The sequence below is a fragment of the Aneurinibacillus tyrosinisolvens genome (assembly GCF_001015055.1).
Lineage (GTDB): Bacteria > Bacillota > Bacilli > Aneurinibacillales > Aneurinibacillaceae > Aneurinibacillus_A > Aneurinibacillus_A tyrosinisolvens.
The window spans coordinates 119,961-140,213 of record NZ_BBWZ01000009.1 but is presented as its reverse complement, the minus strand read 5'-3'; the positions used below and the strand labels follow the sequence as shown (position 1 = coordinate 140,213).

22 protein-coding genes and 1 riboswitch are annotated in these 20,253 nt (G+C 47.4%); of the genes, 13 read left to right on the top strand and 9 right to left on the bottom strand.

Annotation, left to right across the window (positions count from 1 at the left end):
* The first annotated feature begins 136 nt into the window (after nt 1-136).
* On the top strand, nt 137-298 hold the full coding sequence (locus MBEAL2_RS31745; protein ID WP_161798203.1) for a hypothetical protein: 162 nt from the start codon (nt 137-139) through the stop codon (nt 296-298).
* Here the strand turns inward: MBEAL2_RS31745 and cysC are convergent.
* Genes cysC through cobA form a run of 6 tightly spaced genes read right to left on the bottom strand, consistent with a single transcriptional unit; the run spans nt 285 to nt 5,612 of the window.
* The gene (gene cysC / locus MBEAL2_RS11065) at nt 285-893 is read right to left on the bottom strand and encodes an adenylyl-sulfate kinase (RefSeq protein ID WP_047152362.1); all 609 of its coding nucleotides are present in this window, start codon (nt 891-893) and stop codon (nt 285-287) included. The genes MBEAL2_RS31745 and cysC overlap by 14 nt on opposite strands.
* 22 nt (nt 894-915) lie before the next feature.
* Nucleotides 916-2,064: a sulfate adenylyltransferase gene (gene sat / locus MBEAL2_RS11060; RefSeq protein WP_047152361.1), complete on the bottom strand. Its 1,149-nt coding sequence runs from the start codon at nt 2,062-2,064 to the stop codon at nt 916-918.
* 34 nt (nt 2,065-2,098) lie between these two features.
* Nucleotides 2,099-2,818, bottom strand: coding sequence for a phosphoadenylyl-sulfate reductase (locus MBEAL2_RS11055; RefSeq protein WP_047152360.1), 720 nt, complete (start codon nt 2,816-2,818; stop codon nt 2,099-2,101).
* Between the two features lies 1 nt (nt 2,819).
* Entirely contained in the window at nt 2,820-3,902 is a 1,083-nt protein-coding gene (cysP, locus tag MBEAL2_RS11050) for a sulfate permease (RefSeq protein ID WP_047152359.1), read from the bottom strand.
* Nucleotides 3,899-4,102, bottom strand: a complete 204-nt coding sequence (locus MBEAL2_RS11045; protein ID WP_047152358.1) for a DUF3906 family protein — start codon at nt 4,100-4,102, stop codon at nt 3,899-3,901. The genes cysP and MBEAL2_RS11045 overlap by 4 nt, the downstream gene beginning before the upstream one ends.
* A 34-nt stretch (nt 4,103-4,136) precedes the next feature.
* Nucleotides 4,137-5,612 (bottom strand): uroporphyrinogen-III C-methyltransferase, encoded by a 1,476-nt coding sequence (gene cobA / locus MBEAL2_RS11040; protein ID WP_047152357.1) that lies wholly within the window; start codon nt 5,610-5,612, stop codon nt 4,137-4,139.
* A 109-nt stretch (nt 5,613-5,721) separates the two neighbouring features.
* Nucleotides 5,722-5,819: riboswitch (SAM riboswitch) on the bottom strand.
* A 276-nt stretch (nt 5,820-6,095) separates the two neighbouring features.
* On the opposite strand from cobA, the gene gabT reads away from it, so the two are divergent.
* From gabT to MBEAL2_RS11015, 5 genes are all read left to right on the top strand, one after another.
* Nucleotides 6,096-7,451: a 4-aminobutyrate--2-oxoglutarate transaminase gene (gene gabT, locus MBEAL2_RS11035; RefSeq protein ID WP_439644850.1), complete on the top strand. Its 1,356-nt coding sequence runs from the start codon at nt 6,096-6,098 to the stop codon at nt 7,449-7,451.
* A gap of 15 nt (nt 7,452-7,466) precedes the next feature.
* Nucleotides 7,467-8,906, top strand: a complete 1,440-nt coding sequence (locus MBEAL2_RS11030) for an aldehyde dehydrogenase family protein (protein ID WP_173427708.1) — start codon at nt 7,467-7,469, stop codon at nt 8,904-8,906.
* 313 nt (nt 8,907-9,219) lie between these two features.
* Nucleotides 9,220-10,590, top strand: coding sequence for a sigma-54 interaction domain-containing protein (locus tag MBEAL2_RS11025; RefSeq protein ID WP_047152401.1), 1,371 nt, complete (start codon nt 9,220-9,222; stop codon nt 10,588-10,590).
* Nucleotides 10,591-10,594: 4 nt separating this feature from the next.
* A complete protein-coding gene (locus tag MBEAL2_RS11020) occupies nt 10,595-10,852 on the top strand; it encodes a hypothetical protein (RefSeq protein ID WP_047152355.1) in 258 nt (85 codons plus the stop codon).
* A gap of 101 nt (nt 10,853-10,953) precedes the next feature.
* On the top strand, nt 10,954-11,628 hold the full coding sequence (locus tag MBEAL2_RS11015; RefSeq protein ID WP_152667765.1) for a hypothetical protein: 675 nt from the start codon (nt 10,954-10,956) through the stop codon (nt 11,626-11,628).
* Between the two features lie 63 nt (nt 11,629-11,691).
* On the opposite strand, the gene MBEAL2_RS11010 is transcribed toward MBEAL2_RS11015, so the two are convergent.
* The 3 genes from MBEAL2_RS11010 to MBEAL2_RS11000 form a co-directional block, all read right to left on the bottom strand.
* Nucleotides 11,692-12,237: a hypothetical protein gene (locus tag MBEAL2_RS11010; RefSeq protein ID WP_047152353.1), complete on the bottom strand. Its 546-nt coding sequence runs from the start codon at nt 12,235-12,237 to the stop codon at nt 11,692-11,694.
* Nucleotides 12,238-12,257: 20 nt separating this feature from the next.
* Nucleotides 12,258-12,446, bottom strand: coding sequence for a hypothetical protein (locus tag MBEAL2_RS11005; protein ID WP_047152352.1), 189 nt, complete (start codon nt 12,444-12,446; stop codon nt 12,258-12,260).
* A gap of 195 nt (nt 12,447-12,641) precedes the next feature.
* Nucleotides 12,642-12,887 carry a hypothetical protein gene (locus MBEAL2_RS11000; protein ID WP_047152351.1) on the bottom strand — a complete coding sequence of 82 codons (246 nt, stop codon included), beginning with the start codon at nt 12,885-12,887 and terminating at the stop codon, nt 12,642-12,644.
* Nucleotides 12,888-13,113: 226 nt separating this feature from the next.
* Here MBEAL2_RS11000 and MBEAL2_RS30165 point away from each other — a divergent pair, with 226 nt between their 5' ends.
* The 7 genes from MBEAL2_RS30165 (at nt 13,114) to MBEAL2_RS10970 (ending at nt 20,208) form a co-directional block, all read left to right on the top strand.
* The gene (locus tag MBEAL2_RS30165; RefSeq protein WP_152667764.1) at nt 13,114-13,287 is read left to right on the top strand and encodes an aspartyl-phosphate phosphatase Spo0E family protein; all 174 of its coding nucleotides are present in this window, start codon (nt 13,114-13,116) and stop codon (nt 13,285-13,287) included.
* A gap of 54 nt (nt 13,288-13,341) precedes the next feature.
* A complete protein-coding gene (locus MBEAL2_RS10995) occupies nt 13,342-14,277 on the top strand; it encodes a polyprenyl synthetase family protein (RefSeq protein ID WP_047152350.1) in 936 nt (311 codons plus the stop codon).
* 159 nt (nt 14,278-14,436) lie between these two features.
* The gene (locus MBEAL2_RS10990) at nt 14,437-16,779 is read left to right on the top strand and encodes an ATP-binding protein (protein WP_047152349.1); all 2,343 of its coding nucleotides are present in this window, start codon (nt 14,437-14,439) and stop codon (nt 16,777-16,779) included.
* Between the two features lie 13 nt (nt 16,780-16,792).
* Nucleotides 16,793-17,449 carry a response regulator transcription factor gene (locus MBEAL2_RS10985; RefSeq protein ID WP_047152348.1) on the top strand — a complete coding sequence of 219 codons (657 nt, stop codon included), beginning with the start codon at nt 16,793-16,795 and terminating at the stop codon, nt 17,447-17,449.
* A gap of 143 nt (nt 17,450-17,592) precedes the next feature.
* Nucleotides 17,593-17,988, top strand: a complete 396-nt coding sequence (locus MBEAL2_RS10980) for a hypothetical protein (protein ID WP_047152347.1) — start codon at nt 17,593-17,595, stop codon at nt 17,986-17,988.
* A 5-nt stretch (nt 17,989-17,993) separates the two neighbouring features.
* Nucleotides 17,994-18,584, top strand: coding sequence for a gluconate 2-dehydrogenase subunit 3 family protein (locus MBEAL2_RS10975; protein ID WP_047152346.1), 591 nt, complete (start codon nt 17,994-17,996; stop codon nt 18,582-18,584).
* 55 nt (nt 18,585-18,639) lie between these two features.
* Nucleotides 18,640-20,208: a GMC family oxidoreductase gene (locus MBEAL2_RS10970; RefSeq protein WP_439644857.1), complete on the top strand. Its 1,569-nt coding sequence runs from the start codon at nt 18,640-18,642 to the stop codon at nt 20,206-20,208.
* The last annotated feature ends 45 nt before the right edge of the window (nt 20,209-20,253 follow it).

Sequence of the window (20,253 nt, the reverse complement as noted above, 5' to 3'; positions counted from 1 at the left end):
GCGTAACGGCTGCACTTTTCTTATCGTATAAGAAACTATATGTTGCTTTAAAGTCATAAAGTGGGACCGTGCGGTCTTAGGCGTCAAAGAAAAACATCGCGGGCGATGACGGCTCTTTTCTTTCCCCCTGTGGAGCGTGTCGAACAAAGGGCGAAAAAGACCGGCAATTGTCTCCATCATTGAGTTACCCAGATGTTTTGCCGGTCCGCCCGGCGTGAGACTAAGCGGCCGTCCCGCTTTCAGGAGGGGAAAGGACGAGCGGCATGCCCGCGATGTTTTTCTCATTATTCTGCAATAATTCCACGTGAGAGCAAATAATCAATAAGCTGGTCCACGGACTGCTCAACTGATTGCTTATCCGACTCAATGATAAGCTCAGGTGCTTCCGGTTCCTCATACGGAGAGGAAATACCGGTGAATTCCGGAATTTCTCCCGCTTTTGCTTTTTTGTACAGCCCCTTCGGATCGCGTACTTCGCATTGTTCCAGAGAGCACTTCACATACGCCTCAACGAACTCACCTTCGTCTACAAGCTCTCTGGCAATCTGGCGATCTTCTTTATAAGGGGAAATGAAAGCTGTCAGAACGATTAATCCCGCATCAACGAACAGCTTTGATACTTCCCCGATTCTGCGGATGTTTTCCTTGCGATCTTCCGGGCTGAATCCAAGATCACGGTTAATGCCGTGACGGATGTTGTCCCCATCAAGCAGGTAGGTACGCAGCCCTCTCTCATGCATACGCTGCTCAACCGCATTCGCTATCGTTGACTTCCCGGATCCGGAAAGCCCGGTAAACCATATGACTGCTCCTTTATGGCCATTTAACTTCTGCCGATCTTCCTTACGAACGGAAGCTGCATGCCATACAATATTTGCATTATGTGACGCCATCGCTGCCCAACCCCCTGTTTTGTTATTTCGTGCCTACCGTAACGCCCATTCCGCGAATGAGCACTTCCACTACTTCCGGACGGCTGAACTCAGGCGGCGGCGCCTCCCCATTACTGAGCATCTGTCTTACCTTCGTTCCGGATAGAATCAGACGGTCTTCTGCTCCGTGTGGGCATGTTTTTGTGGAAGCCATGTTTCCGCACTTCTTGCAAAAAAAGCTGTGTTCAAAAAATAAAGGCATAATTCCAAGTTCCTCCGGAGTGAAGTTACGGAAAATAAGCTGCGCATCATATGTTCCGTAGTAATTGCCAACACCCGCATGATCACGTCCAACAATAAAGTGGGTACAGCCATAATTTTTCCGAACCATCGCATGGAAAATCGCTTCACGCGGTCCCGCATATCTCATCGCTGCCGGAAATACTGCAAGGAATACCCGATCCTGCGGATAATAATTCTTCAATAACACCTGATAGCTTTCCATTCGAATATCGGCAGGAATATCGTCTGATTTTGTTTCTCCGACAAGCGGGTTTAAGAACAGGCCGTCCACGATTTCAAGAGCAGTCTTTTGGATATATTCATGCGCTCTGTGCACAGGATTCCGCGTTTGAAACCCTACGACTGTTTTCCAGCCGCGTTCGGCAAAAGCAGCGCGCGTTTCTTTCGGATCAAGATAGAATTCCTTGAATTGATTTTTTTCCGGACGCTTTATAAGCGTAATCGGGCCAGCCAAATATACTTCTGGCCTCTCCCACAGCTTTTTCACACCCGGATGGGCAAGTTCAGCTGTGCCATACACATTTTCCGCTTCTGCCTCCTTGTCCGGCGAGTACTTCTCTGTCAGTTCAATGACACCGTAAACCGTTCCGTTCTGTACAAGCTTAACCTTATCCCCTATTTGCAGGCCGCCCGCAACCTGCTCCGTTACAGGCAGTGTTATCGGAATGCTCCATACCGTCCCGTCAGCCAGTTTCATATTCTGCACGACACTAAGGTAGTCTGCTTCTTTCAAGAACCCTGTGAGAGGGCTATAGGCGCCAATAGCAATAAGTTCAAGATCAGATAAGGCGAAGTTATCCAACTCAATTTCTTTTGTAAGGGAGGAAATATCGTATGCAGCATTTACTCGGTTCACTAATTCCCCGCCATGTGGTTGATTTACACTCATGTTGTCCACTCCTTTAATTTTTCTCTTGTTCCATTTATTGATGAAGCCCGCATTCCGTTTTGCCGGATCCGCTCCACCGCCCGGCGCGCGAATCGCCGCCGTCCTCTACCGGCAGCGTGCAGTACTCACACCCGATACTCGGATAATTGCGGTCGTGAAGGCTGTTATACGGTAAATTGTGGAGGGTAATATACGACCATACTTCATCCCACGTCCAGTGGATAAGCGGGCATACTTTTATGGATTTAAACTTGTTATCCTTGTTCACATACTGGGTATTAGCACGCGTAGGCGACTGCTCCCGGCGCAGACCCGAAATCCAGCCTTTTACACCTGACAATGCCTTCTCCAGCGGCTGGATTTTCCGCAGGTTACAGCAGAGATCCGGCTTGCTTTTCCACAATTCAGGCCCATGTTGTTCTGCCTGCTGCTCCGGCGTCAGGTCGGTCTCCTGTATTTCGATTCTTAATTCGGGATATTTTGCTTTTACACGATCAATCAGTTCGTATGTTTCCTTAAAATGAAAGTGTGTGTCCAGGAAAATAATCCGTGCGTCCTTCTTCACCTTGCTGATTAAGTCAATGAGAACCATGCCTTCCGCGCCGAAACTGCAAGAATAAACAAGTTCATCTCCGAATTGCTTATATGCCCATTTCAGCACATCGAGCGTATCCGCTCCGGCCAGCTCACTTTCATTGATTCTCTTATAATCTTCATCTGTTAAACGGTCATATGATAGCGCAGAAGCCTGCATTTTATATTCCGCCCCCTTGATCATGAATTGTGCTTTTCTCTTTACGAATCGTTTGTGAAAGGCTAATAGAACCAACAGTTGCAATAAATACACTTACAATAACGACGATGATATACGGGTTGGGCTCAAGCAAAAGATTAACCATTGCGTAAGAAACCACGAGCGAAGATACCGGCGAGACAATCCATACTTTAACAATTTGCCTGATAACTCCTTTTTGCCAGAGGCGAAACCCATTCTCCGCTGTTCCTACTCCCAAAATCGCACACGTCGTTGCCTGGGTGAGCGGAACCGGAATGCCAAATACGGAAGCAATGACAACCAGCGTCCCGCCTGTAAAGGAAACTGCGCTTCCCTGCAGGAGTGAAAGTCTCGTAATTTTCTTTCCGTTTGTCTCCAGAACCTTACCGCCAAGAGCGACGGCTCCTATCGCGACAAACAATCCACCAATCCAAATCCCGCTGTTTGTGCTCATCATATGTGCGCCGACGAGCGGACCGACTGCATTCGCCACATTATTCATCCCCGCGGAGAATGCCTCGAGGCACCCGCCGATAACAAGGAGTATCGAAAGCCACTTTCTCCACTTTCCCTGCCCTTTTAATAGAGGCCACCGTTTCTCTGCTCTTGCAATGCCTTTTCCTATTAGAAAGGCGGCCAGGAAAGCAAGGAAAGGAATAAAAATCCAAAAGGATACAATAACCAGGAGACTATTTGTAAACACAGATTTGTACGCAAGTCCTACTCCAACAATCGAACCGACCGTCACTTCACTTGTTGACAGCGGAATTCCCAGCAGATTCGCAAAGAACAGAGTCAGCGTGGCTGAAGCGAGGATAACGATGACGATTTTCACAGTCAGGATCGAGGAAGGGATAATCCCTCCACCGATTGTTTTTACAACTTCTCCTCCACCGAGAATGGCTCCAAGAAAAGCGGCCAGGGCTACCAGGTACATGGCAATGCGCTTGTTTTTTATCGCTCCGGCTCCATAGGCAGCCCCCATAGAGGCAGCCGTGCCGCTCGCCCCTATATTCATCGCAAAGAAAAGAGCGACCGCCATAGCAATATATGTCCATGTCATATGTCAATCACATACCCGCGTCCGACGCCCGCTGGTTTCTTCTCAACGATCGCGATTTCCGCTATTTTTTTGGGAGGCAGAAATTGCCCCTCCATCTGGCTTTCCGCACTGCGAAACGCCTTCTCTTCATTTTCGTGAAGCACAACTACCGCTGAGTTCGAGCCGTCATCAGACCGCACTTCAAATCTGTATAGAAACATAGTCGCTTCGATCCTTTCCCTTCCGATTCCTCTATTAAGCGATAACGGAAAGCCGCGAAGAATACAGCACCGCCGTCCCATCTTTAACAATATAATCCACATCCACCCCCTTTTGGTGCAGGAGCGCTGCGGTTTCCTCGTCAAAGCACAATGTTTTCAGTCTTTCAAGATTACGCCCCTGATCTTTGAACAGAGGCAGAGATACAAATGCATGCACATCGGCTGGACAGGTGAAAGCAATATAATCAAGGGCTTGTTCCTCTATCATATTTTCGAGTATGGCAAATCCCTTTTCTGAAAGAACCTTCTTGCTTGCTGTCCACCCAATGACTTCCGCTCCCTGTTCTCTTATGTGATGAACGAGCGACCCTTTCCCCTGTTCTTCACTTTCCACTATTATTTTTTCTCCTGCCCAGATCCCATTTAACCTGTTATCTGTAATGGTCTCTACGAAAAGCCCCTTGTTAAGCAAGGCTTCAGACGCATCTCTCCCTACTGCGTAGAATCCCCCGCGGAAGCTTCGGATATCTTCTCCCATTTCTCGAATCCTTCTAAAAAATGCGCCAACGCCTTCTTCACTCGAAAAGACCATTCGGTCCGAGGTTTCCAGTTGATTTATAACGGTATCGAGCGTATCTTCAGATGCGGGAACAGTATCTACAAGGAGAATTTCTACCGGTTGACCGGCCAATTCTTCTATTTGTTCCACCGCGGCCTGCTGCCCTCTATGTAAAACCGCAACCCTTTTTCCAAATAGCGGTTTATTTTCATACCAGGATAGTTTCTCATGCAGACGCACCGTTTCCCCAACGATGATAATCGCCGGTGACGTAAACTTCGCCTCTCTTACCTTCTCAACAATCGTATCGAGCGTGCCGACAAGCGTTTGCTGTACTGCACACGTCCCCCACCTGACCAGGGCAACCGGGGTATTCTTATCTCTTCCATTCTCAAGCAGTTTTTTCGTAATAAGAGGCAGGTTGCGAACCCCCATATAAAAAACAATCGTTTCAACAGCCGTTGAAATCCTTGCCCAATCGACGTGTATGCCTTCGTTTCCTTCACACGCATGGCCGGTCACAACGGCAAAGGAGGAGGAAAAATTCCGGTGGGTGACTGGAATTCCGGCATAGGCAGGAGCGGCAATTCCCGAGGTGATGCCGGGTATTATTTCAAAAGGCACACCCGCTTCTACACATGCCTCGGCTTCTTCTCCTCCACGTCCAAATACATAAGGGTCTCCGCCTTTCAGGCGTACCACCCGCTTCCCTTCCAGCGCATGCTTCAGTATTGCTGCGTTAATTTCATCCTGGGATAAAGCGTGATTGCTCGCTTCCTTCCCACAATAAATAAATTGCGCCCTCTCTTTCGCATGTTCGAGCAGTTTCGGATTAGCCAGGCGATCATGGATTACAACATCCGCTTTCTTTAATGCTTCAAGTCCGCGGACTGTAATGAGCTTGGGATCTCCCGGTCCTGCACCTACTAGATGAACGATCCCTACTGCCATCCTTTTTCGCCTCCTTACTAATTAATTAACTTCATAGGAATAATATGATTTCACTCTATAAAAAAACCTTCTTCACCAAAAGAAGAAGGGTTACTTTATCACACCCTCCTCCTCATCTTCAAGCGAAAGCTTTCTGGAATTAGCACCTAACCGAATTAGGTTGCCGAGATATCAAAGGGCCAGTCCCTCCACCTCTCTAGATAAGAAAGAGTAATTCATATTAAACTGATAGGATTTTTTATTTGTTGTTTTTTATTATATAGGCTGCAAAACTGAATAGCAATATTTTTTTCGAAAAATACTTTTTGTTTTATTAATTCAAAACAGAATCATTAAAATTCAATATTGAATCAAACGGATTTTTTTTAGCTGTTTTTACTTGTTATTAATAGGTTTATACCTGGCATGCTCTTTGCATCCCTGAAATAAACAAGAGTTTAGCCGAGTCATTTAGTTTTCATTTTACTAAGGAGGTTTTCAATCATGAGCTATAAATTTTCCAATGTAAAAACAGAATTGCCGGGTCCAAAAGCAAAAGAACTACTGGAGAAGCGGAAACAATTCGTTCCAAAAGGAATCAGCAACGGTATCCCAACGTTCGTATCCCACGCGGAAGGTGCGCTCCTAACAGATGTAGACGGCAATACGTTTATTGACTTCGCCGGTGCTATCGGAACGGTTAATGTAGGCCATTGCGCACCTGAAGTTGTCACTGCCCTGCACGACCAAATCGACAAATACATTCATACCGGATTTAACGTTATGATGTACGAACCTTATATCGAGCTTGCGGAACGCCTCGCAAATCTTGCACCCGGCGCGCACGAAAAGCAGGTCATGTTCCTGAACAGCGGGGCCGAGGCTGTGGAGAACGCGGTGAAAATCGCCCGCAAATATACAAAACGCCAGGGAATTATCTCATTCTCGCGGGGGTTCCATGGCCGAACCCTGATGACAATGACGATGACGAGCAAAGTAAAGCCGTACAAGTATGAATTCGGCCCTTTTGCCCCTGAAGTATATAAAGCGCCTTATCCATACACATACCGCCGTCCTGATGGAATGAACATAGAGGCGTACGATGACTTCATATTAAATGAATTTAAAACCTTCCTCCTCGGCGACGTAGCCCCGGAAACCGTGGCCGCTGTTGTGATGGAACCTGTTCAGGGGGAGGGCGGCTTTATTGTCCCAACCAAGAAATTCGTACAGGGCGTAGCGGAAATTTGCCGGGAGCACGGCATTCTGTTCGTGGCGGATGAAATCCAAACCGGCTTTAGCCGGACAGGGAAATATTTTGCCATGGAACACTTCGGTGTTGTTCCCGATTTAATCACCGTATCAAAATCGATGGGAGCAGGGCTGCCAATCAGCGGTGTCATTGGCCGCAAGGAAATCATGGACGTTGCAGCGCCGGGCGAACTAGGCGGTACCTATGCGGGAAGCCCGCTCGGATGCCGCGCCGCGCTGGCGGTACTGGATGTTATCGAGAAGCGCGGACTGAATGAGCGTGCGGCGGTTATTGGAGAAAAAGTAATGGAACGCTTCGACCAATTTTCCAGAAAATACGATATAATTGGAGACGTACGCGGATTAGGCGCGATGTGCGCGATGGAATTCGTTAAAGATCCGGTTACGCGTGAACCGAACAAAGAAATCGTAACAAGCATTGTAAATGAAGCAAATAAACGAGGTCTTATTACTTTAAGCGCCGGTTTACATGGCAATGTTCTTCGCACCCTGATGCCGCTCGTGATTACGGATGAACAGCTTGAGGAAGGCTTAACCATCCTGGAACAATCCATCGCAGCAGCTACGTCCGCTCTGCAGGTCCACTAAGAAGGAGGAATGACAATGATAAAACAAGAGATTCCTAAGAAGCTGCTTTTTATCGGTGGAGCTTTTCAAGAAGCCGCTTCCTATAAAACACTGTATTCTCCTCACTCCGGTAAGGCAATTGCCGAAGTAGCCGTCGGTACCCGCGAGGACATGCAGCGAGCGATTGCCCATGCGGAAAAAGCGGCAAAAACAATGGCTAAACTGCCGGCTCACAAACGGGCTGCGATCCTGCAAACTGTTTCTGCTCTCCTGCAGGAACGTAAGGAAGAGGCAGCAAGGATTTTAACACAGGAAGCGGCGAAGCCAATTTCAATGGCCCGGGCCGAAATTGGGCGGACGATTGAAACCTATCAGTTCGCGGCGGATGAAGCGCGCCGCCTGCACGGAGAAACGATTCCGATGGACGCCTCCGCAATGGGTGAAAACCGAATCGCTTACACGGTACGGCAGCCTGTAGGAATTGTTGGCGCCATCACTCCGTTTAACTTCCCATTCAATCTCGTCGCTCACAAACTTGGCCCCGCTTTTGCCGCGGGAAATCCTGTGATTCTCAAGCCTGCTGATCAGACGCCGCTTTCCGCCTTTTTCATTGCTGAATTGTTCGCAGAAGCAGGCCTCCCGGAAGGGGCTTTACAGGTTGTTACCGGCCGCGGCAGTGAGGTTGGGGACGAAATGGTTTGCGATGAGCGCGTGAAGGTCATTACATTCACAGGCAGCCCGTCTGTCGGAAAAACGATTCGGCAGAAAGCCGGCCTCAAACGCGTTGTGCTTGAACTCGGCTCGAACTCCGGCCTCATTATTGATGAAGGCTTCGACATTGAACCAATTATCAAGCGTACAGTCACCGGAGCATTCAGCTTTATGGGCCAGGTGTGTATTTCCCTCCAGCGCATTTACGTGCATCGCTCGCTCTATGATCATTTCCTGGAGAAATTCGTAGTGGAAACAGAGCGCCTGCGCATTGGCGATCCGGCAGACGAGACAACAGATATCTCGGCTCTTATATCAAAGGGCGATACCGAGCGAATCCAGGAATGGGTGGAAGAAGCAAAAGCACTCGGTGCCCGCGTGTTGACCGGGGGCACGGAAGGCCATGTTGTGAAACCTACCGTTATCGTGGATGCTGCGCCCCATGCAAGGGTCAGCTGCCAGGAAACGTTTGCGCCTGTTGTTGTTATTAGTCCTTTTGATACGTTTGACGAGGCGATCGAGGCCGTCAACGACTCCACCTATGGACTGCAGGCCGGGGTGTACACGAATGATATGGAGCACGCGTTCGAAGCGGCGGAATGCCTGGAAGTCGGCGGTGTTATGATTAACGACTTCCCTACTTTCCGCGTTGATCAAATGCCGTACGGCGGGGTAAAAGAGAGCGGTATAGGCCGCGAGGGCATTAAGTATGCGACAGAAGAGATGACAGAGCTTAAACTCGTCTGCTTCAACCGTAACAAGTAGAACAGCCATGTCCGGCGCCTTATATGGGAGGCGTCTTATGCAGTGGAATAACGATATCGAATTGATCTTAGCCGGGTTTTCCATCGGTTTCTGTTATATAGAAGACGGTGTCCTCCACTATAACGAACCTGTGGATACATGGTATTTACAGCAGGGATGGGATACGGATGCCCTCGCATCGCGCCTGCAAAAGTGGATGGCGTCTGGAGAATATATCCAGCAGTTTGAAGGGTTTCTATGGGAAGGAAGAAGGCTTGGCGAACAAGGCTTGTTCGTCTGGCTTGTTTTCCCCTGGAAATCAAAAGAAAACCACGTGGCGACCCAGTTTGAACATTTATATGCAGAGCTGAAAAGCGTGTTCGCTGCCGCCTATGATGAGATTTTCGTCACAGACGGCAGCGGCTATACGGTACGGGTGAACAACGCCTGTGAACGCAATTACGGACTGACGGCCGGGCAAATGGTCGGCAAGCATGTGACCGAGCTTGTTGAAACAGGCATCTTCTCCCCCTCGGCTACACTTGATGTTATCGAAAAACGGAAACAAATCAATCTTGTGCAGCAGACACAAAATGGACGCAAGCTGCTCGTAACGGCTACCCCTGTTTTCACCCAGGATGGAGAGTTAATCCGCGTCGTCAGCAACTCACGGGATATTACTGAACTTCTCAACCTGCGCGAACAGTTGGACCAACTGCAGGAACAGGTTGATTCCTATCAGGAGACATTAAAGCAGCATGAACGAGAAACAGGAATGCAATTCTCCATCAGAAGCCGTGCGATGCTAAAAGTTCTGGATCGGGTGGAAAAGGTAGCCCGGGTAGACAGTACCGTTCTCTTCCTGGGTGAATCAGGCGTGGGGAAAACTCATATTGCCCGCTACTTGCACAATATGAGCCCGCGTAGAGCCTATCCCTTTCTTTCCGTAAACTGTGGAGCGCTGCCTGAAACGCTAATCGAATCTGAGCTTTTCGGATACGAACCCGGGGCGTTTTCCGGGGCACACGCAAAAGGCAAACAGGGGCTTTTCGAAGCCGCTCACCGGGGCACCCTCTTTCTTGATGAAATTGGCGAACTGCCTCTCTCTGCGCAGGCGAAGCTGCTTAATGTACTGCAGGATAAACACTTTTTCCATATCGGAGGCACCTCTCCTATTCACGTTGATGTGCGCGTGATTGCCGCCACAAACCATGATTTAAAGAAAAAAGTGGCGGAGAAAACATTCCGCAACGATTTATACTACCGGCTCAACGTTGTCCCTATTCTCATCCCTTCCCTGCGTGAGCGCAAGGAGGACATTATTCCGTTAACGCTGCGTTTCCTGGAAGAATTCAAAGAACAATACGGAATTGAAAAGAAACTGAGCTACAGCGCCTCGGAAGAGCTGCTCCGTGCCGAGTGGCCGGGAAACATTCGCGAACTACGCAACCTTCTGGAGAGGCTTGTTGTAACGATCGATGAAGATACGATTATGCCGGAGCATGTAACATCAGCCATGTTCGACGGAGAAGAACCTGTCCTGTTTTCTCCTGAGTTTTCACTGAAACAGCAGCTTGAACGGTATGAAGGGCAAATTGTCCGGCAAGCGTACGACAAGTCCGGCAACACGTATGAACTGGCGGAAATGCTTGGGATTAGCCAGCCCAGTGCGGTGCGGAAGGTACACAAATATGTAAAGGAATAAACGTATGCTCGTTACAATGAACGGTACGCAAACATCGGAAACGATCGATATTCATTTCGACAGTCCGCAAACGGTGGGGGCTGTGCTTGAGATCATTCTGGCAATCCACCCGCGCTTTCTCGGGGAACTTCCTCTGCAAAGAGACAGATCCAGCATGGAAAGTGCTCTCTCTATTTATACTGCCGATAACATACTGCTTACTCTTACGGATACTGTCACAAATGATGCAGCACTCGAGATTTGTTTTCATGGTATGATGTAGGTATTATATATCCCTGCCCTTCGGCAGGGTATTCATTTATAAAAGCTAAGTGTAATACTGTGTACTCACCGTGTGGCATATTCTAACAGAAGTAAGAGGCGATGATGATGAATTTAGTATTGTGGGGCTTTGCTTCCGCTCTGTCCGGCTACTTCGCTTACCGTATTTTTCGCCAGTGGACAGCCAAACGAAAACCAAGCCACCTCGCATGGTTTGTCGGATTCTTTTTTTATTTTTTCAGCGCCCTCGGCAGTACGCTCTCCTACGTTATTGGCTGGGATGTAACCATGTATCGCATCTGGTATGTCACGGCAGCTTCCCTCGTTGCCTTCCTGGGAGCCGGGCAGCTTTACTTTACAGTAAAGCCGAAGTGGGCCCACCTTTTTCTCGGACTTATCTCTGTCTTAACCGTCGCGATGTTTATTAAAGTTTTTAATTCTCCGCTTGCTGTGGATAAGCTGGCGCTTCATGGAGAGGAGATTGGAGGCACGGCGCTTCCGCGTGCAGCCCGCCTTTACTCTCCGATGCTTACGATACCTGGAAGCCTGGCTTTAATTGCCGGTTCATTCTACACGTTTGTTCGCCGCCGCTCCAAATCCGGGTTGTGGATCGGAATTGGCTCCCTCATTATTGCGATGGGTGGTATGTTTACCCGACTGGGCTTGCCTGAAATCCTGCCTGTTGCCAATAGTGTGGGAATCAGCTTAATTTTTTACGGATACGCCCTGTCCTCTAAGCCCCATGTAATACGGACAGTAGAGAATGCAGTAAACTAATGCGCCTCTTACCTAAAAACAACCCGCTCCCTTTAGCCTGGGAAACGGGTTGTTTTTCTTAGCTTATCCCATTTTGCGAAGGGATAGGACGGTATGTTCGATTATACTGAAAAGATCCTCAATATTCTCTTCGTTTATTTTCCGGCCAAAATCAAGTGTGATTTCATCCTCGTACTTTTCTTCCCGCTGTGTATAAGGGATATGGTAAAAGGAAAGCCTTTGTGTAATATGAGGCCGGTAAGACCATACATCGTCGAGCATGTCCTCAATTTCCCGGCATTGATCGAGCCCCACAACTTCCTTCAGAAAAATAACTTTTATTGTGCAGCCGAATGATTTGTTTGTTTCATTGCCTTCCGGTAGCTCAAGGATTTCCCCCGCTAAATCGCGCGTGTCAGCCGCAAGTATAATTTTTGCCGCAGTCTTCTTCTGTCTGGAGGCCGCCTCTGATTTTCTATCCTGAAATCCAATGGCATACTCCCGTGACATAGCAGATAACTCAATTACATCGTTACGGGAAACAACGAGGACTTCACCTGAGAGATCCAGATCATAAATGGCACCCTCCAGCGCTACTTTAATGTTTTCGTATATTGTAGGATCGAACATTGCGTCATCTCCTGCCACGGCTATTTACGTCTTCTTCTTGCCTCATCTTCCCTGGCGTTCTGTGCAGCAATGGCGTCATAATCTACGCGCAGGTTGCCGCGAACAGTCTGCGTGATAGCCGTAATAATGCCTCCAAAAAATGCGATTAAAATAATAACCCCGGTAATAAACATCATAATCATTGAGGGGCTCGAAAACATAATTCCCAAGGGAATACCTCCTGTCCTGTTGAATCAATCTCTATGTTATCTATAGCTTGCTTGAGATGCCGCTCTTTCCATTATACCTCATGGGTGATATTTTATTAACTTGAATGATTGGTATAAACCAAAAACCCGGAAATCAGCCAAAATGGCGATTTTCCGGGTTTTTGCCTTCCCGTTTAATCAGCATACGGATACCGTTTACCCTTGCGTTTGTTCAGAAGTATTTCTGTAAGCGGCCTGGGCCTGTGTTAATTGTGTCTGCGCTTGATTGAGTTGTTCTTGAGCGTTCTTAATCGCATCCTCATTTCCTGTAGCCTGGGCCTGAGTAAGATCACCTTTCGCCTGTTTTACAGCATCTTGAAATGTTTGAGTAATTGCTTGTTGCGACTTTAATACCGCATTACTAAGCTGGTTATTTGCCTGTTGCGATTGTTGTTCAGACATATGGAACTCCCCTTACATTTGATTTCGTACCGGTATCAGCACCCTCTTACTATTTACAATGGACTGCTTTTTTATATCCGCTAAAAGCAATCCGTCTGCTATACCCTGTAAGTAAACCTTCCATCCCGCCCATAATTTTACAAATTCCTCACATTTTCGATAGTTAATATTTGTTATAATAGGACAAAAGAATCAAAGTCTTTACATAGAGCAGGAGGATGATCCCTTGAGCTTGAAAGAAGACAATCAAAATCTTTTACTTAGAATTGAAAGCCTGAGAGCAGAGTTAAATGAACTGTCATGGCGGAAAACCCCTTCGGATCCTGAAATGATTATATTAAGCGAGCAGCTGGATATTCTGCTCAATGAATATTATCGCGCAATGAAGCATGCACAATAATAAGCCGTTCCACAAGCTGGGCCGGCTTTTACTATAGGAAAGGGGAAGTCAGCAATGGTGGAGAATGAAGAAAGAATACAATTCGAAATGATCGCTGCAGTAGAAAAATACATAAGCCAGAAAGAGATACAGGATTACCTCTCCCGATTTATAGAGCAAAAGGCAGAAGGACGCTTCCCGTTTGGAAAACTTGCGGTCTCCCATTATTGCGCCTTCGGAGGGGAGCATAAGGATATATATAAGGCGGCTGCAGCAGTTGAGCTCGTTATTCTGTCGCTTGATATATTCGATGATTTACAGGACCAGGATAATGACTTGATGCTGTGGAGTCAAATCGCTCTCCCCGTTTCTATGAATCTTGCCACAGGTTTGCTAACACTGGGCATCCAGTTGCTCTGTGACACCGCTTTTGCAATAGAGAAAAAAATGAACGCACTTGCTTTTATAAATTCCCTCGTAACGAATGCGGTGTCCGGACAGCACAAAGATATAACAAATGCCGTTCGTTCAGAGGCAGAATACATTCAGACAACAAAGGAGAAATCAGGCTCACTGTTGGCCATGGCCTGTCTCGTCGGAACAGCACTCGTTACAGCGGAACACCATGCGGCTGTGAGACAATATGGTGAGCATGTGGGCATCGCTGCTCAAATACATAATGATATCGTTGATATAACCAGAAGGGATAGAAAGAACGATATACTTCATAAAAAAAGAACACTACCCGCGTTATTTTTTCTCCAAAAAAATGAACGGATTAAAAAATACTACGAAGGCACTCTAGAACAGCATCAAATCCTGGCTGATAAGCATGCCATTGTAGACGAGATAAAAAAAAGCGGGGTGATTGAATACGCGCAGGTCGTAGCAAGAATCCACCTCTATCAGGCAGCTAATTTAATTCAGGCCATGGACATCTCTTCGGAAGTTAAAACTAAGCTTTTTGTCTCGCTGGACATCCCGCAAAATATGGCGGGAAGCCGTAATTAAATTTGCGGAAATAAATAAAGAAATAAATGCTATAATACCCTTACAGATATGTTAACTAGCATATATACCCTTTCTTCTATTACCATAATGGAATACTGGGTGTAAGCATGATGAACCGCCAGGGAAACCTGGCTTTTTTTGCGAGAAAAGGAGACGCTTATGAAAGAACGAACGATACACCATGTATTTAAACTGTTGATTTTACTGTTCGCGGCTCTGGGCACTTATCTGCTTTTATTCATGCTTCATTATCCGTACATCGGTGTTTCCGTTGAAAAAGCAAACAATAACGAATGGATAGTGACAAATGTGGAAGATGTCAGCTGGGCGAAAGCGGTAGGAATCCAACCAGGAGATACCGTTCTATCCATAGATGATACGAATCCGGATACACACCGCGCAGTGAAAAGCTTTCGAAAAGTAGAGCAGGTGAAAACCATCGTAGTAAAGAGGCATGGACAGAGTAAAAGGTACACAGTGCCTAACCACCCTCTGCCTGAGCAGCTGTTCTACCATACGGTTTTCCCCGGTTTTATTTTCATTCTTTGCCTTGGCCTGAGCCTCTTTCTTTACCGGCAAAAGAAAGAGGACAAAGCGACCCTCGTGCTCATTTCATTTTTGCTTATCATCGGCACGATTTATTTAAACGCGGGTGCCTCTGCGAGAATGAATAATATTTCCCTGAGTATAGGAGTGGCTCTTATTTTCATTCCGATCCTGTTTTTACATTTCATTGAAGCTTACTTCAAACAGTTTGATATTTTTATCACAAGCAGAAGACTAGTTCCCGTGCTTTATTTTATATACAGCCTTTTATTTGCGACCGATATTGTTCTTCTGAATACTGGAAATCCCTTTTTGTTTAACCTTGCTACAGTTACGGAACTGCTCTTTTTTTCAATGAGCACCCTGCTTTGCCTGTATGTTCTTGCCTCTAGCTATATCCGCTATCAGAAGACGGCATACCGGCCTGTGTTTAAAATTCTTGTTACAGGTATATTTTTTGCATTTTTTCCTTTTGTCGCATTTGTCGCCCTTCCGCGTATTATTCTGGGAACTGCCTTAATTCCCGCGGAAACGGCAGCCCTGTTTTTAATTTTAATTCCTATTGTCTTTCTGTACCTTATCCTGGCCAACCGCTTTCTTGATATCGATTTTGTGATGAGCCGCATCCGGTACTACGCTTTACTCGCTATCTTCCCTTCCCTTCTATGCGTTCTCTTTCTGCTTTATACGGATCGGATCGGGTTTGCTCCAGCTAGATGGGTTCAGCTTTCTATGTTTGTTTATGTGCTGTTTATTGCCTTTCTGTACGTGAAGGAAGAATTGGATTACCTTCTCCGTTCCAGGCTTTATACACAGAAATATAACTACCAGGCAAGCTTAATTAAGTTTTCCCAGGATGTATCGCATATCGTTAAGGTTTCGGTACTGGAAGAAAGGCTGCTTGACGAAATCAACCGCATGCTATCTATTAAAGCGGTCTCTCTTTTTAAAATTAAAAAACAGGAGTCTTCCGTTGAAGTTCGCAAGGGAGACGGACTAATTCCCGTTGAAGCTATTAGCGAACACTTTAAAAATTATGCGGGGATTCCTACAATTGGGGACTATGTACAGTTTGAGACCGGAATGTGCTTCATCATAGGCCAGAGCACTGATGACCTGTATGGATTATGGATTGGAGAAAAGCTAAACCATACGTCTCTGAACCATGAGGAAAAGGAATGGCTAATTACCATCTCCAACTATGTAGGTATCGTGTACGAAAACCTCCACCTTATGGAGGGGCTTATGGAAGAGATTGAAGGAATGAGCCGGCAAAGCCGGATTCCCCCCTGGATTCTTCGCCTTCTCTTCTCTTTGCAGGAGAAGGAAAGGCGCCGGCTGGCCGCTGACCTTCACGATTCTGCTTTGCAGGAACAAGTTATATGGTACCGCAAGCTTGAAGTATTGCTTGAAAATCGCAGAATCCCTGAAGGACTAAAAGGTGAAATTGTAGAAATTAAAGAAGGCCTGCTTGATGTTATCCATGAAATTCGCGAAACATGCAACGAACTGCGCCCGCCGTTCATAAAAGAGATGGGGGTAGCAGAAGCGCTTGAGAATCTATTTGCAAGCGCCCAGTTGCGCAATGACTATATCATCAATTTTCATTCTTCTAAATTCAATCAGGTGCTTAATGATGAATATACGCTCGTCATTTATCGGATTGTCCAGGAGTTATTAACAAACGCAGCCAAACATTCAAAAGCGACCGAGATTAATATCATCCTTTCCAGCTGGGCAGACGCAATTTACTTAAACTACCAGGACAATGGGGTTGGCATGGATGTAGAAAATATACGCTCTTCTTTCCAGCATATCGGCCTATCAGGAATTAAAGAAAGGGTTCGCAGCCTTGAGGGGGATATTTCCTTTCATTCTTCTCCAGATCAGGGATTGGAAGTTTCGCTTTCTATCCCCTTACGTTTTCTTGGGGACGCGACAAATCAAGTAGTGTAAGGAGTGAGCACAGTTGATTCGAATTTTGTTAGTGGACGACCACCCCTCAGTGGGAGAAGGGTCAAAAAATATGATCGAGCAGGAAGAGGATTTGCAGGTCACCATCGTATTATCCGGTACCGAGGCGCTTGACATTTTAAGAAAAGAAACGTTTGATTTGTTTCTGTTTGATTTACACATGCCTGTAATCAGCGGTCTTGAATTGACACAACGGGTAATTGCACAGGATTCAGATGCGAAGGTACTGATTTATACCGGTTTTGAAATTGATCCCCATTTCAATCTCCTTATCGAAGCCGGCGCAAGCGGGTTCATAAGCAAAACAGCTACCCGTGAACAGCTGATTACGACACTTCGTTGCGCATTGCGCAATGAAGCCGTTGTCCCGGTCTCCTTACTTAAACAATTGCGGAGGACGGACGCGAGAATTGTTGTTTCGCAGGAAGGTGATCTTCTTGAAGGCGTATCGATTAACGAAAAAGAACAGGATATTCTGTCGGAGGTTTCCCGGGGAAAAAGCAACAAGGAAATCGCCCAGGCACTGCTAATGAGCCAGCGGACGGTTGAGTACCACCTGACCCGTATTTTCAGCAAATTGAGTGTGCGTTCGCGCGCGGAAGCCATTTCAAAGGCAAAGGAGCTCGGGTTGCTGCCCAGCATTGAAAATTAAATGGGGAAGAAAAGAAAACCTCTTTCAGCACTGCTTTTATGCTGGAAGAGGTTTTTCCATATAAAGAGAGCCGTATACCAATTTCCAAAAATATGAATACTATAGATGCCTTTTCAATCCGACACCTAAAGGAGAATCATCGTATGTATTGGAACGATTGGCCTTTTCAACGAATCGTATTCCTGTTTACAGGAATCGCGTTTCTAATGATGTTTATCCAGGTAACGCTATTTCACTACCGGCAGAATTTTCGTCATTGGTCGATGTGGATTCCCGTCCTCGCCACCCCTCTCTTCGGATTGCTCCTGCTTTTTTTAACAGCTTACAACGCACCGTGGCTTCGCGTTACGCTCGCTGTGCTGCTTGGCGTCGGAAGTGCGGCAGGAGTGTACGGCTCATACCAGCATATGAGCGGTGTAGGGGAGCGGGTTGGGGGATATGAGCTTCGCAACTTTCTAACCGGTCCGCCGGTTATGCTGCCGGGAATCATTACGGCGCTGAGCCTGCTTGGAATTGCTGCTATATACTGGGGGGAATAAGCAATATGGATTCACGTTATCCTGCCTTTGACGTGCTTCAGGCAAAGGATGAGTGGGATGAGCATACAAGAGAAATTGTGCTGCAGAGGATCGAAACCGGCCGCCACACTCTTTCTCTTCTCGATGTGTACCAGGGACAGCTTTTGAAGGAAATCGCAAGCCATATTATTTATGATGAACGGGAAGACATTTTGCGGTTTATCGCTTACCATGTGGATCGCACCATTCAAAATAACGCAGGGGAAGACCAGCGAAAGGCGGGCATCCCGCCTGAAAAAGATTTAATCATAACCGGGCTTGGCATGGTTGATAAGCTTTCACAGGGACAGTTTCTTCTCCGCTTTATCGAATTGGAAAAGGATAAGCAGACAGCTGTTCTCGGGCAGCTAGCCGGCGGAATAGCTCCGGTCCTGTCCGGGTGGGATAGCAAACTGCAGACCGCATTTTTCAAGAAAATACTCGCTCTTGTCGTCAGTGCCTATTACTCTTATCCGACAGTCTGGTCTGAAATCGGGTATGCCGGACCGGCGTACCCGCGGGGTTATGTACGTTCCGAACTTGGATTAACCGATCCCTGGGAGGCCCGCCATGATTGAACATAACCATACAGCTCACCATTCTGTTCACTATAACGGTGAACGCCACAGCGATATGAACCGGAGAAAATACGGAAAAGAAATCGCTGACGTATGCATCATCGGCGCCGGTGCCGCCGGTGGAGTTCTGGCCTATGAATTAAGCAAAGCCGGCATGAAGGCCGTTGTTATCGAGGCGGGGCCATTCTGGGATCCGCAAACCGACTTTGCAAGCGATGAGCTCTCCACCCGGCACCTCGGCTGGCAGGACACCCGGCTGGTCAATGGGCAAAATCCGCTTAAACTCGGGAAAAACAACTCGGGAAGAGGCGTCGGCGGGGGCACCACACACTTCACAGGTGTATTCCTGCGCTTTCATGAAGATGATTTTAAGGTTAGGTCTGCGGATGGGGTTGCGGATGACTGGCCAATTACGTATGAAGACCTGGCTCCTTATTATGACAAAATCGAACGCGATATTGCCGTATCCGGCCCAAAGAACTTTCCCTGGGGACCGTTTCGTGGCCCTTATCCTTACCCGGAACGAGAACCGCTCAGCGCAAACTCGGAGATTTTCCGGCATGGGTGTGAAGCGCTCGGCATTCAAAGTTCTGTCGCTCCCCTTGCGATCTTATCCGCCCCTTATGACGGCAGGCCTCCCTGCATTAACCGCGGCTTCTGTAACGAAGGCTGCATGCCGAACGCGAAATTCAGCACGCTCATTCACCATATTCCAAAGGCAATCGGCTTTGGGGCTGAGGTTTTAACCGATTGTATGGTGACGCAGGTTCTCGTTGACGAACAGGGCCAGGCAACAGGCGTTACCTTCGTAAATGAGGGCCAAACATATGAGCAGAAGGCCCGGATTGTCATTCTGTCGTCTTTTGTGATTGAGACGCCCAGGCTGCTGCTTCATTCTGCCGCCTCGCGATTTCCGGGCGGGCTTGCGAACAGCAGCGGCATGGTTGGGAAGGCCATTATGCCCCACAGCAGCCACGATGTATACGCGAAGTTCAACGAGGAAATCCGCCTGTACAAAGGGACACCGGTTCTCGCCTTAACGCAGGAGTTCTATGGCTCAAATCCAAAGCGCGGGTTTGCAAGAGGATACACGCTTAACGCACACGGTGCACGGCCCATCGGAATGGCCAAAGCGCTTGCAGTCGACGCCGGAGTCTGGGGGGAGCAGCTGCGCAAAACGATGGTCGATTATAATTACTACGGGCGCATCACGCTCGTTGGAGAAGTACTTCCACAGAAACAAAACCAGGTTACACTGGCGAAGGAGAAGGATGAATACGGCATCCCGCGGGCAAATGTTTCCTTCAGCTATGGCGATAATGATTTACGGCTCATTGAACATGCGGTCGGTAAAATAGCGGAAATTTTTGAGGCCGCAGGAGGAACGCCAGAATTTACGGTTCCCGATACCGCTCATCTAATGGGTGGATGCCGTATGGGAGATCACCCGGATACCTCTGTCGTAAACGGGTTTTGCCAGAGCCATGATATTCGGAATCTTTTTATATGCAGTGCCGCAGTTTTCGTTACATCGGGTGGTGCGAACCCGACAAACACAGTGATGGCCATTGCGGCTCGAACCGCCGACTACATTATAGAAAAAACCAAAAAACAGGAACTATAGATAAAGAGCCGGTGAAAGCCCGGCTCTTTGTTTCCTTCTCATTTT